General features: G+C 42.8%; 11 protein-coding genes and 2 pseudogenes. All 13 read right to left on the bottom strand.

The genetic code is table 11. The annotated features are described in order from the left end of the window. Positions 1-474: 474 nt before the first annotated feature. Positions 475-753 carry a hypothetical protein gene (locus tag HT697_RS06990; RefSeq protein ID WP_050260962.1) on the bottom strand — a complete coding sequence of 93 codons (279 nt, stop codon included), beginning with the start codon at positions 751-753 and terminating at the stop codon, positions 475-477. Between the two features lie 183 nt (positions 754-936). Next, the gene (locus HT697_RS06985) at positions 937-1,140 is read right to left on the bottom strand and encodes a YSIRK-type signal peptide-containing protein (RefSeq protein ID WP_173262658.1); all 204 of its coding nucleotides are present in this window, start codon (positions 1,138-1,140) and stop codon (positions 937-939) included. Positions 1,141-1,541: 401 nt separating this feature from the next. Next, positions 1,542-1,982 (bottom strand): annotated as a pseudogene (locus HT697_RS06980) (hypothetical protein); the annotation flags it as partial. Positions 1,983-1,990: 8 nt separating this feature from the next. Beyond that, positions 1,991-2,437: pseudogene (locus HT697_RS06975) on the bottom strand (hypothetical protein); the annotation flags it as partial. A gap of 5 nt (positions 2,438-2,442) precedes the next feature. Continuing rightward, positions 2,443-3,417 (bottom strand): Rpn family recombination-promoting nuclease/putative transposase, encoded by a 975-nt coding sequence (locus HT697_RS06970; protein ID WP_055387790.1) that lies wholly within the window; start codon positions 3,415-3,417, stop codon positions 2,443-2,445. A gap of 658 nt (positions 3,418-4,075) precedes the next feature. Further along, positions 4,076-4,960, bottom strand: coding sequence for a PucR family transcriptional regulator (locus tag HT697_RS06965; protein WP_173262653.1), 885 nt, complete (start codon positions 4,958-4,960; stop codon positions 4,076-4,078). A gap of 3 nt (positions 4,961-4,963) precedes the next feature. Continuing rightward, a complete protein-coding gene (locus HT697_RS06960) occupies positions 4,964-5,350 on the bottom strand; it encodes a Mini-ribonuclease 3 (protein WP_050111512.1) in 387 nt (128 codons plus the stop codon). After that, on the bottom strand, positions 5,343-6,686 hold the full coding sequence (gene cysS, locus HT697_RS06955; protein WP_173262650.1) for a cysteine--tRNA ligase: 1,344 nt from the start codon (positions 6,684-6,686) through the stop codon (positions 5,343-5,345). Before cysS ends, HT697_RS06960 begins: the two co-directional genes overlap by 8 nt. Positions 6,687-6,768: 82 nt before the next feature. Further along, positions 6,769-7,653, bottom strand: a complete 885-nt coding sequence (locus tag HT697_RS06950) for a GNAT family N-acetyltransferase (RefSeq protein WP_173262647.1) — start codon at positions 7,651-7,653, stop codon at positions 6,769-6,771. Positions 7,654-7,664: 11 nt separating this feature from the next. Then, positions 7,665-8,282 carry a serine O-acetyltransferase gene (gene cysE / locus HT697_RS06945; protein ID WP_042751585.1) on the bottom strand — a complete coding sequence of 206 codons (618 nt, stop codon included), beginning with the start codon at positions 8,280-8,282 and terminating at the stop codon, positions 7,665-7,667. A 15-nt stretch (positions 8,283-8,297) separates the two neighbouring features. Continuing rightward, positions 8,298-10,511 carry a polyribonucleotide nucleotidyltransferase gene (gene pnp, locus HT697_RS06940; RefSeq protein ID WP_173262644.1) on the bottom strand — a complete coding sequence of 738 codons (2,214 nt, stop codon included), beginning with the start codon at positions 10,509-10,511 and terminating at the stop codon, positions 8,298-8,300. A gap of 563 nt (positions 10,512-11,074) precedes the next feature. Next, positions 11,075-11,941, bottom strand: a complete 867-nt coding sequence (metF, locus tag HT697_RS06935) for a methylenetetrahydrofolate reductase [NAD(P)H] (RefSeq protein WP_173262641.1) — start codon at positions 11,939-11,941, stop codon at positions 11,075-11,077. A 63-nt stretch (positions 11,942-12,004) separates the two neighbouring features. Beyond that, complete coding sequence (metE, locus tag HT697_RS06930; protein ID WP_173262638.1) at positions 12,005-14,254, bottom strand: 5-methyltetrahydropteroyltriglutamate--homocysteine S-methyltransferase; 2,250 nt, start codon at positions 14,252-14,254, stop codon at positions 12,005-12,007. Positions 14,255-14,545: the final 291 nt, after the last annotated feature.

Genomic DNA, 14,545 nt, shown 5'->3' with positions numbered 1-14,545 from the left:
GCAAATTTGAACAGCAAAATGCGAACTTTTTTAGCCATATTATCACTTATTTTTATAGGTGGTTTTTGAGATTCTATTTCAGAAAAAAAACTGATTAAGAAGTCTTCAAGAAAGCAGCAAAACACCCTCTATCAGTGCTCTCCCTCCTGGTATCGTAACTCTTATAGCAGATTGAAATAAGATGTGAACAAATTGAGTAGGAAAGTCAAAGTAATTTCTAACAATGTTTTGGCAGTAGTTGTTTGGCGTGTGTACTATTCTAGTTTCAATCTACTATACTAAAAACGGCTTGAAAGGTTTATCACATGAAAAAGGACAGCAAAAAAAGCCAACTGAACAAAATCAAGTGACTCAAGCCTAAAAATTATATCAAAAATAAGAACTAGATAAAGCGATTGTAACAAACACATTCATTTCTAGCAATGTTTTAGTAATAGTGGTATGGTGTGGCGTGTGTACGGTTCTAGTCTCAATCTATTGTGTTTCAAAAAAACGAAGCAAAAAAGCTTCCTTGACCCGACGAGTCAGGTCTTCCATGAGTTTGACTTGCTCATCAACCTGTGCTTGCGTCGCTTTTGGATTCTCTAAGACCGCCTTAGCCTTTGCGAGACCTCCTTCGACTTCAGTGTGAAGAGCCTTCATAGAATCTAAGGTCAGATTTGCCAACAAAGCTTCTAGGGTGCTTTGTGTCGATTTGGCTGCACTTGTGTCAGCTACTGGCGCTGATACTTCCTGATCCTTTTCCTTCGCCACCTGAGGAGCTTCTTCTTTATCGTCTATCTTAGTCTCGGGCTGAGGACTTTTAACTTCAGCTTCTGATTCTTCTTGACTTCCTTCTTCAGTTTTAGCTTCTGGAGCGCTAGATTCTCCTGCTGATTTGAGCTCAACAGGCTGTTCAACTACTGCCTTTTTCTCAGGACTCTCCTCATCTGAGTCCTATGGATCCCCATCTGAATTTCCAGAAGGTCCAGCAACTACATCACTAGCTGTTACTGGAGACACTGCCGGGGTCTGCGCTTGCACCCCATTCGCAAAGAACATCAGAGCCGCCACTGCAACACTAGCAGCCCCAAAATGATATTTCCTTATTGAGTAACGGTAAATTTTTTCACCATTATCACTATGTTTTTTTCCAAACATGAGCATAGCATCCTTTCATTGTATCACAGGCCAACTTTCCTCAAAAGAGTACACAAAAACCCGTAACACATAATATGTCAACTTTATAGTAATACTTTTACGGAAAGAAATCAAGTATAAACCTAGATGAAGATAAGATTAAAAAAGTAGCAAAAAAGCCGATATAACAGTATTTTCTCGTGATTGTATATATATGCACACCCTTATCTATCAATCTTATTATGGATAATATTTTAAATTTAATATAAATAAAAAACAGACCCTATCTATAGAAAGATAAAATCTGACATTTTTTCTATATAAAATCAACAGAAGCATTCTGCTGAAAATAGTGAAATACGATGTAAGTTTCCTAGCACTCTGATAATATTTTAAGAGAAAAGCTAGATACATCCCCTAACTTACAAAAGCGCCTCAAACTCAGCCACGGTCATTCCCAACTGCTTACTGGCAACTTCAGAAGGCAAGAGACCTTGGCGGACCATATCCAGGAAGGCAAAGAGTTTCCCACGTTCAAGTCCTTGTTCTAAACCTTTTTCGATACCTTGTTCAATCCCCTCAGCTCGACCACGCTCTAAACCCTCTGCACGACCACGTTCAAGACCTCTCTCTAAACCTTTTTCCTCAGCTTGCTCCAAAGCATAGTCCTGTGCCAGCAATGCCTGTTCTTCACGCATACGTAGTTGACTAAACATTCTCCTGTCCTCCTCGGACCAGCTCTTGTAGTCCAGCAGTTGGTCTGCCTGGCTGATGGCTCGCTCGGGGTGCTGGGTAAAGGGTTTATTCCCGAAAAACTCCAACCACGGCTTGCGAACCTCGTCTTTGCTGGTTTCTCTATATTTATTAGATCTTATTTATGATGATCTTTCAATAGTGACTCAAATTCAGCGACAGTCATACCCAACTGCTTACTGGCAATCTCGGAAGTTAGAATACCTTGACGGACTAGATTTAGTAGCATGGACAAACTTCCTTCAACTTTCCCACGTTCAAGTCCTTGTTCTAAACCTTTTTCGATGCCTTGTTCAATCCCCTCAGCTCGACCACGTTCCAACCCCTGTTCAATGCCTTCCGCCCTAGCTGTTTCCAAGGCATAGTCCTGTGCTAATAAGGCTTGTTCTTCGCGCATACGTAGTTGACTAAACATTTCCCTGTCCTCCTCGGACCAGCTCTTGTAGTCCAGCAGTTGGTCTGCTTGGCTGATAGCTCGCTCGGGGTGCTGGGTAAAGGGTTTGTTCCCGAAAAACTCCAACCACGGTTTACGAACCTCGTCCTTGCTGGTTTCTCTGTATTTTTTAGGTTTTATTTATGATGCTCTTTCAATAGTTCTTCAAACTCAGCCACGGTCATGCCTGATTGCTCACTCGCAACCTCAGGTGTTAGAAGACCTTGACGAACCATGTCCAGAAAGGCAAAAAGTTTTCCTTCTTCCCTTCCTTCAACTTTCCCGCGCTCCAATCCCTGTTCAACTCCCTCAGCTCGTCCACGCTCTAAACCCTCTGCACGACCACGTTCCAACCCTTTTTCCTCAGCTTGTTCCAAGGCATAGTCATGCGCTAACAAGGCTTGTTCTTCGCGTCTGCGTTGTTCACTAAACATTCTCCTGTCCTCCTCGGACCAGCTCTTGTAGTCCAGCAGTTGGTCTGCCTGGCTGATGGCTCGCTCAGGTTGCTGGGTAAAGGGTTTATTCCCGAAAAACTCCAACCACGGCTTGCGAACCTCGTCTTTGCTGGTTTCTCTATATTTTTTTAATTCCAAGAACGCCATCTTAACCAGATGGTTTTCTTGTCCGTTATTTGTGATAGTTAAAACCTCACCTGTCGTATCTTCTCGCATACTAAAGCTGTGAAAAGCCAAATCGTCCGAGAAGTAGTTGCTATCTACAATTGCGATTGCGTAAACTGGTGCAATGTATTTGTAGCTCTGGTGGGTATCACCTTCACGTTGACGGATTTTTTCAAGATTTTGATTAACCTGACTGCACAGGTAAGCCCACAGGCGATTGATGAAAAAATTCTGATGATGAACCTGAATCTCAATGATAACCTGTGTCCCATTGTCCAACTCCGCCAAGACGTCTATACTGGTATAGAAATCCTGCGCTGAATAGGACATGGAAGGCAAGACATGAATGTTACTTCCCTCCAAAATGGTCACATTTTTGGCTGGTAAATCCAACATATCGCGAATAAATTGACAAGTGATCTCTGGATTACTAAAAATCTTCTTAGCAACCAAGTCATTGGTTGGGCTAATGCCCGGATGTCTTAGAATCATCCTTTTCCTCCTTCTATTATAGCACATTTTTTAATCTAGGTTTGCTAGATTCACTGCTACTATCTATTTATTCGGAAAAGAAAGGAGAAAGTTAAAAATTTTTAGACTTCACAGGTTGAAATTTACATAAAAAAGCAGCTGATTCTTTTTTTGATTCTACCATATTTCTAGCGATTACTACTATAAATAGGATACATTCCAGTTTCTAGTAGAAAAGGACTCTGAAAAGCAAATAAAACCCAGTATTAGGAAGAGTTAAATCTTATCTGAAAATGACTAGCTCTCAAGCTATAGTTTTGTGTCTAGATATAAGTATCACTAAGAAAAACTCCATAAGTAAACATACCGAAATTGGATGTTCCTACTATTCGAAAACCTCTTCAAACTACGTCAACTTTGCCTTACCTACAGCTTCAAAAGGATGTTTTGAGTCATCTGCTGGTAGATTTATTCATTGATTTTCAATCTTCTAATACTAAATAAAAATCAAACAACTATAGTAAAATAACATAAAATTTGCATAAATAGATTAGGAAAATCAAAGCAACTTCTAAGAATGTTTTAGCAGTCACAGTGTACTTTCCCAGCCTCAATCCACTATAACTCTGCACATAAAAATGGAGAAGATGGCAATCCTCTTCTCCAAATATTAACTTCTTTACAAACCAACTATAGTTGACAAAGAACCTAAAATCAATTGATAACACAGAGTCAGGTCGGTCAACTCCTTCAACTGTAGCCCTGTCAATTCTTCCCACTTATCAATCTTGTATTGGAGAGAATTGCGGTGCAGATAGAGTTGCTGGGCTGTTTTAGTGAGAACAGCACTGTTTTCCCAAAGAGAGAGAATGATTTCCTGAATCTGATCTTGATCCAAAATCATCTGGTGCAGGCATTCCTTGATTGCCTTCAAGTCCACGAGTCTTTCTCCCATACTCCAAAGATAGAGCTGAGAAAAAGTATGAACACCTTGATGACCCTGACGCCACCAAGTCTTAAACAAATCGCGCTCCGCTTTGATTAAGTCTGATAGGGCTTGATGGCCTGTCTGAGACCAAACCTGACCCAACATGATAGAGAGACGAAGTCCAAAGTCATACTCAACCGCTTCAATCGTATCACTTAAAATAGCTCGTACAGAAGTGTACTTATCTTGTTGAAGCACGAAAACATAATCCTGAGCTCCGACCTGTAGCACTGTCTGACAATTCGGAAAAAGAGTCCGCATCATATCTAGCCAAGAAGCTAGATTTTCCTGCTGAAAATAGGAAAGATGACAATAAACCAGCTGAATCTTTTTGAAAGCTTGCGGTGCTTGCCCCTTCCCCTCAATCAAAAAAGAATACCAAGGATTGAGCGAACGAGCCTGCTCCTGCTGGGTCAAAAGAGCAACCAACTGCTTTTCACGCTCACTGAGCCCAGCTTCCTCCAGCAAAATCCACTGTTGAGAAGCTAAAGGAAGAGTGAGATAACCCTCTTTCTCTACTGGTTGGTCTGAAATCTGAGCTTCAGGAAACCAGTCTTGTAGTTCTTTTGCCATCATGTCCTAGCCCTCCACTTTTTGGATGCACCACGAAATCAAGCTCTCAAGACGTTCTAGATTTTCAGTCATATGGAGATAGCCTATCACGGCTTCAAAACCTGTGGACATACGGTAAGTCACCACATCGGCATTTTTAGCCTTGGTGTGACTATTGGTATTGCGACCACGTTTATAAATTTCTTCTTCTTTTTCCGTTAAAACTTGTTCCTCCAACATGAGAGAAATCAGGCGAGCCTGAGCCTTGGCTGACACATACTTGGTTGCTTCTTGATGGAGTTTATTGGGTTTTGTCATACCTTTGAGGATGAGGTGACGACGAATATACATAGAATACACCGCATCTCCTTCAAAGGCTAGCGCAATCCCGTTAATGAGATTGACATCAATCACGTGTCCACCTCACTCCATCCTTGGTGTCAAGGAGCTTAATCCCTTGAGCAGCCAATTGGTCACGGATCTGGTCCGCTGTCGCAAAGTCACGATTAGCACGCGCTTCTTGGCGTTTTTGAATCAAGGCTTCGATCTCTGCATCCAAAACTTCCTCAACAAAGACAATTCCAAAGACTTCCAACATATCCGCAAGAGCTTGCTTGACAGCTACATCATAGTTTCCTGAGTTAATCCATTTGGCCATTTCAAAGACGACTGTGATGCCATTGGCAGAGTTGAAATCCTCATCCATTGCTGCTACAAACTTATCTTTAAAGGCCTGTAACTCTTGAGCATCTACAGTTCCAGTAAACGGTTTCTCGTAAGTATTTTTAAGATACTTGAGATTGGTCTCAGCATCACGCACTGCTTTTTCCGTAAAGTTGATAGGCTTGCGGTAATGCTGAGTCGCAAAGAAGAAACGAAGCACTTGACCATCAAGAGTTTTGAGGGCATCATGAACAGTGATAAAGTTGCCCAAGGACTTGGACATCTTGACATTATCGATATTGACAAAGCCATTGTGCATCCAGTAGTTGGCAAAAGTCTTGCCTGTTTTAGCTTCAGACTGGGCAATTTCGTTGGTGTGATGAGGAAACTCTAGATCGGCTCCACCACCGTGGATATCAATAGTATCGCCCAAAATCTCTGTCGACATGACCGAACACTCGATGTGCCAGCCCGGACGACCAGATCCCCAAGGACTATCCCAAGAAATCTCGCCTGGTTTGGCAGATTTCCAGAGGGCAAAGTCTACAGGATTTTCCTTACGTGGCGTTTCTTCATCGGTACGACCTGAAGCACCCAGCTCCAAATCTTCCAAGGTTTTATTGGCCAACTTGGCATAGTTATGAGATTTTTCCACACGGAAATAGACATCTCCTTGGCTCTCATAAGCAAAACCTTTTCCAATCAAGTCTTCCACAAAGCGGATAATGTCATCCATAAACTCCACCACACGCGGATGGCGAGTCGCAGGTTTGACGCCTAAGGCCGTCACATCCTCACGAAAGGCAGCAATGTACTTGTCCGCAACCTCCTGAGGCGTGATGCCCTCTTCCTTGGCACGATTGATAATCTTATCATCCACATCCGTAAAATTGGAAATATAGGCGACGTCATAACCACGGTATTCAAAATAGCGACGAATGGTATCAAAAGCCACCGTCGAACGGGCATTCCCCACGTGGATATAGTTGTACACGGTTGGCCCACAAACATACATCTTGATCTTGCCGTCCTCAATCGGGACAAATTCTCGCAAATCACGATACATAGTGTCATAGATTTTAATCATAAAATAATAGTCAGGAAAACTAAAATCCGAGAACAGTTAGTTTCATCATTAAGAGTTCAATTGAATTTCAGTCCGAATGTCTCTACACTTCGGAATCCCTTGCTCCTTTCTCATTCAGATAAACCACCTGAGTCTGTTTGACAAAGCCAATTTTTTCATACAAGCGCTTGGCACCGACGTTGCTGTCCTCTACTGCAATCTGAAATTCCTTGTCATTTTGCTCAATCAGTTTGTTGACGAGGAATTTTGCTAAGTAGCTCCCATAGCCTTTCCCACGCTCAGATTCCGATATTGCTAAACCGTAGAAGTAATTCGTATCGCTCGATAAATCAACCGTGCAAGTTCCAATAACCTGACCATCTTTTAACAAAATATATAAGCGACTTTCTGGATCCTTCAGAGCTTCAGCGACATATCTATCCACAACTTCTCTCGATTCATGTTCCCCTGAAAATGCCTGAAATTTTAACTGGCTAATTTGCTCCTGATACGAACTATCTGCTAATAAAACTTCCAGATTGGAAAGCTTTGCTAACGGATAAGGTCTTCTATCCTTACCTAACCAAGTTTCTGTCTCTTCATCCTCGATTAGTCCCCAGTTACTGGCAAAATCAGGATGACGGTCTAGAAAAACACGTTCTGTCTGAAAAGTCACTGAACGAATAGGAAAAGAAGCTGTTTCTCTCTCAAAACTCGTAAACAATGCACGCGCAATCCCCTGACGGCGATGATCTGGATGAACCAGTATCGTCACTTCCACATCTTGGTCATCTGCATAGACAGTTAAGAGACCAACAAGTTCGCCTTTTTCATAATAAAGGAAAAAGGCGGGCATGTTTGGGTCAAAATTAAGCATGTTAGAGAGATAGGGATCACGATAGGTACCGTCATAGTTTTGGCAACAGTTAATTAGTTTTTTCGCCTCAGATAGCTCCTCTTGGCTTAACTTGTTTCTTGCTTGAATCATATAGCTATCCTCTACAACCCAGACGATCTGTGACTGGCTTCTTTAGCCTGCTCGAGTTTATTGACGTAGTACTCTCGTTTTTCTTCGACTTCGTGGATCGTCGGTTCATCCTTCTGTCCATGAACTCGGACAATCTTGGCCGGAATACCGACAACCGTCACATCACTAGGCACGTCTGCCACGACAACTGCTGCTGCACCAACCTTGGCATTTTCACCGATTTCTACAGGTCCGATAACTTGGGCATGGGCTGATATGAGAGCGCCCTTTCGCACGGTTGGATGGCGTTTGCCACAGTCTTTCCCTGTTCCCCCAAGAGTCACCCCATGATAGAGGAGAACTCCCGTCTCAACGATAGCCGTCTCTCCAATCACCAGACCAGAACCATGGTCGATAAAGACACCTGAATCAATCTGAGCACCTGGATGAATCTCAATCTGAGTCCAAAAGCGCCAAAACTGACTGTGCATACGAGCCAGGAGTTTGAAGCCATGCTTCCAGAGAAAATGCGAAAGACGGTGGGCCGCCAAGGCCTTGACACCTGGATAAGTCAGCAAAACCTCCAAAGTGGTGCGGGCCGCTGGATCATTTTCTTTTACGATATCAATGGTTTCGCGCCACCATCCCATACATTTCTCCTTTTCTTATTCTGAATCTTTTGGTGTTTCTGTAAATTCTTTCTTAGGTTTGTGATCCTTGTGATGACGTGGGCGGTGAGGACGCTCTGATTTTTCACCTTTTTCATCACGTTCAGGTTTTGGAGGACGAGGAAGAAGGGCTTTCATAGAAGCATCCACACGTCCTTTTTCATCAATCTTGATAACCTTAACATCAACTTCATCCCCGATTGCTACCAAGTCTTCGACATTATTGGTACGCGTCCAAGCCATCTCAGAGATATGAACAAGGGCATCTGTCTTGTCAAAGAGGTTAACAAAGGCACCAAATTTCTCGATACGAACGACTTTAGCACGGTAAACTTCGTCCACCTTAGCTTCACGAACCAAACCAGCAATAATTTCTTTAGCACGATTGATGGCATCTTGGTCGCTAGAGTAGATAGATACATTTCCTTCTTCGTCGATATCAATCTTAACACCTGTTTCAGCGATAATCTTGTCGATGGTTTCTCCACCCTTACCGATGACAATCTTAATCTTGTCCACATCAATCTTGATGGTATCAATTTTCGGAGCAGTTGGAGCCAATTCTGGACGAACTTCTGGAATAGTTGCTTCAATCACATCAAGGATTTCAAAACGGGCTTTCTTGGCTTGGGCAAGAGCCTCAGTCAAGATTTCTGCAGTAATCCCTTGAATCTTGATATCCATTTGTAGGGCTGTAATCCCGTCACGAGTTCCTGCAACCTTGAAGTCCATGTCTCCAAAGTGGTCTTCCAAACCTTGGATATCTGTCAAGACTGTATAGTTGTTTCCATCTGAAATGAGACCCATGGCAATCCCTGCTACTGGCGCCTTGATTGGCACACCACCAGCCATAAGGGCAAGCGTTCCCGCACAGATAGAAGCCTGAGATGAAGAACCATTTGATTCCAAGACCTCAGCTACCAAGCGGATAGCATATGGGAATTCTTCCAAACTTGGCAAGACTTGAGCAAGGGCACGTTCACCAAGAGCCCCGTGACCGATTTCACGACGACCTGGCGCACCGTAACGACCAGTTTCCCCTACAGAGTATTGAGGGAAGTTATAGTGGTGCATAAAGCGTTTCTTGTACTCTGGGTCCAAACCATCGATGATTTGAGTTTCCCCCATCGGAGCCAAGGTCAAAACTGAAAGAGCCTGAGTTTGCCCACGAGTAAAGAGACCTGAACCGTGCACACGAGGAAGGAAGTCAACAACCGCATCCAAAGGACGGATTTCATCTACCTTACGACCGTCAGGACGAACCTTGTCTTCTGTAATCAAACGGCGCACTTCAGCATGTTCCATTTGTTCCAAGATTTCAGCCACATCACGCATGATGCGGTCAAATTCTTCGTGGTCTGCATATTTTTCTTCGTAAACAGCAGTCACTTGGTCTTTCACTGCTTGAGTTGCAGCTTCACGAGCCAATTTTTCTTCTACTTGAACCGCTTTTTGGAGGTCGCTGTTGTAGGCTGCGATGATTTCAGCTTGCAAGTCAGCGTCCACATGAAGCAATTCTACTTCTGCTTTTTCCTTACCGACAGCAGCAACGATTTCTTCTTGGAAGGCAATCAATTCTTTGACTGCTTCGTGCCCTTTAAGGAGAGCTTCCAACATGATTTCTTCTGACAATTCTTTGGCACCAGATTCTACCATATTGATGGCGTGTTTGGTACCAGCTACTGTCAATTCAAGGAGAGATTGCTCTGCTTGTTCTTGCGTAGGGTTGATGATGATTTGACCATCCACATAGCCCACCTGTACCCCAGCGACTGGTCCGTCAAATGGAATATCTGAAATGGAAAGTGCCAAGGATGAACCAAACATAGCAGCCATTGGTGCAGAGGCATTTTCATCATAAGAAAGCACTGTGTTGATAACTTGGACTTCATTACGGAAACCTTCCGCAAACATAGGACGGATTGGACGGTCAATCAAACGCGCTGTCAAGGTCGCATCTGTTGAAGGACGTCCTTCACGTTTCATAAAGCCACCAGGAAACTTCCCAGCCGCATACATTTTTTCTTCGTAGTTGACTTGAAGAGGGAAGAAATCCCCAGTTGCCATTTTCTTAGACATAACGGCAGCAGTCAAGACAGTTGACTCACCGTAACGTACGACAACTGCGCCATTTGCTTGCTTAGCAACCTGACCAGTCTCTACAATTAACTCACGACCCGCAAAAGTCGTTTGAAACACTTGTTTTGTCATTTTAATCCCCTTTGGATTGATGAAATTATACGCCTTGCCTACAAAGATCAAGATACTAAGCCGTTAAGCAACTCAAAGGAAAATAGGAAATCGAACGACGGAGCGACCGCTCCTAGGGAGATTTATCTTTTTCCACAGAGTTGTAGGCGAGTTCAGTTATACAAGATACCAAGGGCGTGAAGAATCCCGTATGAAAATAGGAGATTGACGCAGTGTGCGATGCGCACCAGGAAATCTATCTTTTTCACTAGGGATTTAGCCCGTGTTCAATTACTCAAGATATAAATCATTAGAAAGGTTTGATACTAAAGCATCTAAACCTTTCACGCTAATCGCTATCAGGCGATTAGCTAAATGCTTTACTAACTCTCTCGTCAAATAATATCGATTTGACTCACTCGTGTCGCTCCAACCATATTTGAAAAAACCTTTAAAACTTCAATACCCTCATCTTTGTATCAAGTACGTACAGAGTCTATTTTATCATATTTTCTTAAAAAGTGCGGTCTTTACCATTAAAAAGGAACCATTCCCCTCAGCTGAGAAGAATGGTTTGCTTTTTATTATCCTAGAGACTGATGATTAAACAAGGCATGGGTTGCTTGGTGGATGTATTTTGCTGTTTCAGCATTGTTCATGGTGTAGAGATGCACACCGGCAACATCCTGAGTTACCAAGTCCACGATTTGGTCCACCGCATAGGCAAGTCCTGCTGCTCTGAGCGACTCAGCGTCATGCTCATACTTGTCTAAAATGGCTTTGAATTTGCGTGGAAGGTGAATATTCTCACAAGTCTTTAAGAGACGGAGAGCCTGATTTCGATTCAGAATTGGCATAATCCCTGCATGAATGGGAACATCAATCCCAGCCAAGATGCACTTGTCTTGGAAATCATAGAAGCGCTCATTGTCAAAGAAAAGCTGAGTTACAAGGCTCGAGCAGCCTGCATCCACTTTCTTCTTGAGATTTTGGATATCTGAAATCTGATTTGGCGAATCTGGATGCCCTTCTGGATAACAAGCACCAACAATATCAAAGTGAGGAGCTTGTTCCTTGATAAACTCAATCAAGTCAGTGGCGTAGCGAAAATCCTTTTGTGGCTCTACATCTGGAATGATATCCCCACGCAAGGCCAAGATTTTCTGCACTCCAACCTTGTCCAAGTCTGCAATAGTTTCAGCAACCTTGTCCTTAGTCAAATAGATAGCTGGCAAGTGGGCAATGGTCGGAATCGCTAAGTCATTTTGGATAAAATCAGCCAAACGGACCGTCGTTTCCTTGATATTAAATTTATTATTGCTGGCAGTTACACTGATAAAGTGAGGAGCCAACTCCTGCATATCTTGAAGAGCAGAAATAATGTTATCATTACCCACTGCTGGGTTTGGAGGGAACACTTCAAATGAGAGTGACGGTGTTTGGCGTGACATATGTAATAACCTTTTCTAGTTGATTTCTTTTTGAACAACCATTGTATGGAGAGAAATCCAATCTTACAATTTCTCACGCGCAGCTTTAGCTGCTTCAACAAGGCGGATCAAGCTTTCTTTTGTTTCTGGAATACCACGTGTTTTCAAACCACAGTCTGGGTTGATCCAAACTTTCTTGCTTGGCACTTTAGCAAGGATAGCTTCGATTGTATTGTCGATTTCGCCTTCATTTGGCACACGAGGTGAGTGGATATCGTAAACCCCAGGTCCCACTTCTGTTTGGAAGTTTTTCGCTTTGAGTTCGTCCAAGATTTCAAGGTTTGAACGGCTAGCTTCAAATGAGATAACGTCTGCATCCATGTTGTCGATAGCTGGGATGATATCTGTAAATTCTGAGTAACACATGTGAGTGTGGATTTGTGTGTCTGGCGCTACTGTTGAGTGTACCAAGCGGAAGGCAGGAATTGCCCAGTCAAGGTAGTCTTCGTACCAGTCGCTACGACGAAGTGGCAATTTCTCACGAAGAGCGGCCTCGTCGATTTGGATGATTTTCACACCAGCAGCTTCAAGGTCAAGCACTTCATCCTTGATAGCAAGGGCGATTTGAAGAGTCGAATCCTTGATAGAGATGTCTTCACGTGGGAATGACCAGTTGAGGATGGTAACAGGTCCAGTCAACATACCCTTAACAGGTTTGTTTGTACGGCTTTGTGCATAGCTAGACCATTTAACAGTGATAGGGTTGAGACGAGTTACATCACCCCAAATGATTGGTGGTTTCACCCCACGCATACCGTATGATTGTACCCAACCGTTTTTAGAGAAGAGGTAACCTGACAAGTTTTGACCGAAGTACTCAACCATGTCATTACGCTCGAACTCACCGTGAACAAGGACATCAAAGTCGATATCTTCTTGCCATTTGATCCATTCGTCAATTGTTTCAGCAAGGAAAGCGTCATACTCTTCTTGAGACAATTCACCTTTACGGTAAGCCAAACGTTTAGCACGAACTTCTTTTGTTTGAGGGAATGAACCGATTGTTGTTGTTGGAAGAGCTGGAAGTTTGAAAGCTTCTTCTTGAATAGCTTCACGTTCTGCAAATGCTGGCAAACGAGTGTAGTCTGCGTCTGTCAAGCCAGCGATACGCGCACGAAGTTCAGCATTTTCACCCACACGTTCAGTCGCAAAGAGTTCTTTGTTGGCTGCAAGTGCTTCTTCACCTTGACCATTGCGGATAGCATCCAAGTCACGGATTTCATCTAATTTTTCAACTGCGAAAGCAAAGTGGTTCAAGATAGATGGTTCAAATTCCTCATTAGCAGTTGTAAATGGCACATGAAGAAGTGAGCATGAGCTTGTCAAGACAATGTTTTCAGCTGGGATTTGTTCAAGAACAGCCAAGCTCTTTTCGTAGTTGTTGCGCCAGATGTTTTTACCGTTGACAATACCTGCGTAGAGAGTCTTGTCAGCTGGGAAGCCACCTTTAACGAGTTCAAGAGTTTTCTTACCTTCAACGAAATCAAGACCGATAGCATCTACTGGCAAGTTAACAAGGTCAGCGTAAACGTCACGAACGTCTCCGAAGTAAGTTTGAAGTAAGACTTCAAGACCTTTTTTGTCAGCCAAAAGTTTGTTGTAGAGGTTCAAGAAAAGAGCTTTTTCTTCAGCTGTCAAGTCTTTTACAAGAGCAGCTTCGTCGAGTTGAATGCGAGTCGCACCAAGTTCAGCCAATTTAGCAAAAACTTCTTGGTAAGCAGCTACTAAGCTGTCTACAAAGTCTTCTGCTTTCACACCTTCTTCAAAGTCTGACAATTGAAGGAAAGTGAATGGACCTACAAGAACTGGGCGAGTATTCAATCCAAGTTCTTTTGCTTCTTGGAACTCATCGAAGATCTTGTGACCAGCAAGTTTAACTTGAGTGTCTTTTTCAAATTTAGGAACGATGTAGTGGTAGTTGGTGTTGAACCACTTCTTCATTGGAAGGGCGCGAACATCCCCTTTTTCTCCTTGGTAACCACGACCCAAAGCGAAGTAGCGCTCAAGGTCAGACAAGTCCAAGTTTTGAACGGATGCAGGTACCACGTTGAAAAGGAAAGCTGCATCTAGGAAGTTGTCATAGTGAGAAAAGTCATTTGATGGAATTTCAGTGATGCCTTTTTCTTTGACGATGTTCCAGTGTTTAGCACGCAAGTCTTTTGCGGCTGCAAGGAGTTCTTCTTCTGAGATTTCTTTTCTAAAGTATTTTTCAGTTGTAAATTTTAATTCGCGGAATTCGCCCAAACGAGGGAAACCGATGATTGTAGTTGACATGATGTGTCCTCCAAAATTTGTTGTTGAAACTATCTTAACAGAAAAGAAAGCGTCTGTATAATTGTAAAAAATTAGGCTTTGATATAGTTTGAAACTATATCTCTGTTTTAGACAAAAGAAAAAGACTTGAGACAAATGCCTCAAATCATTTGTGTAGCTTGTTTTTTAACTATATTTCAGTTAGACTGGTCAAACACGTTATTAGTAATTCTTATAAGTGACTATGGCTTGTTATTAGAAAAGACTATAATACTCTTCGAAAATCAAATTCAAACCGCGTCAACGTCGCCT

Origin of the sequence: Streptococcus sp. 1621 (genome assembly GCF_013276615.1) — a bacterium.
In the GTDB taxonomy this organism is placed as follows: Bacteria; Bacillota; Bacilli; order Lactobacillales; family Streptococcaceae; genus Streptococcus.
This window is presented reverse-complemented; position numbering and strand designations above follow the sequence as displayed.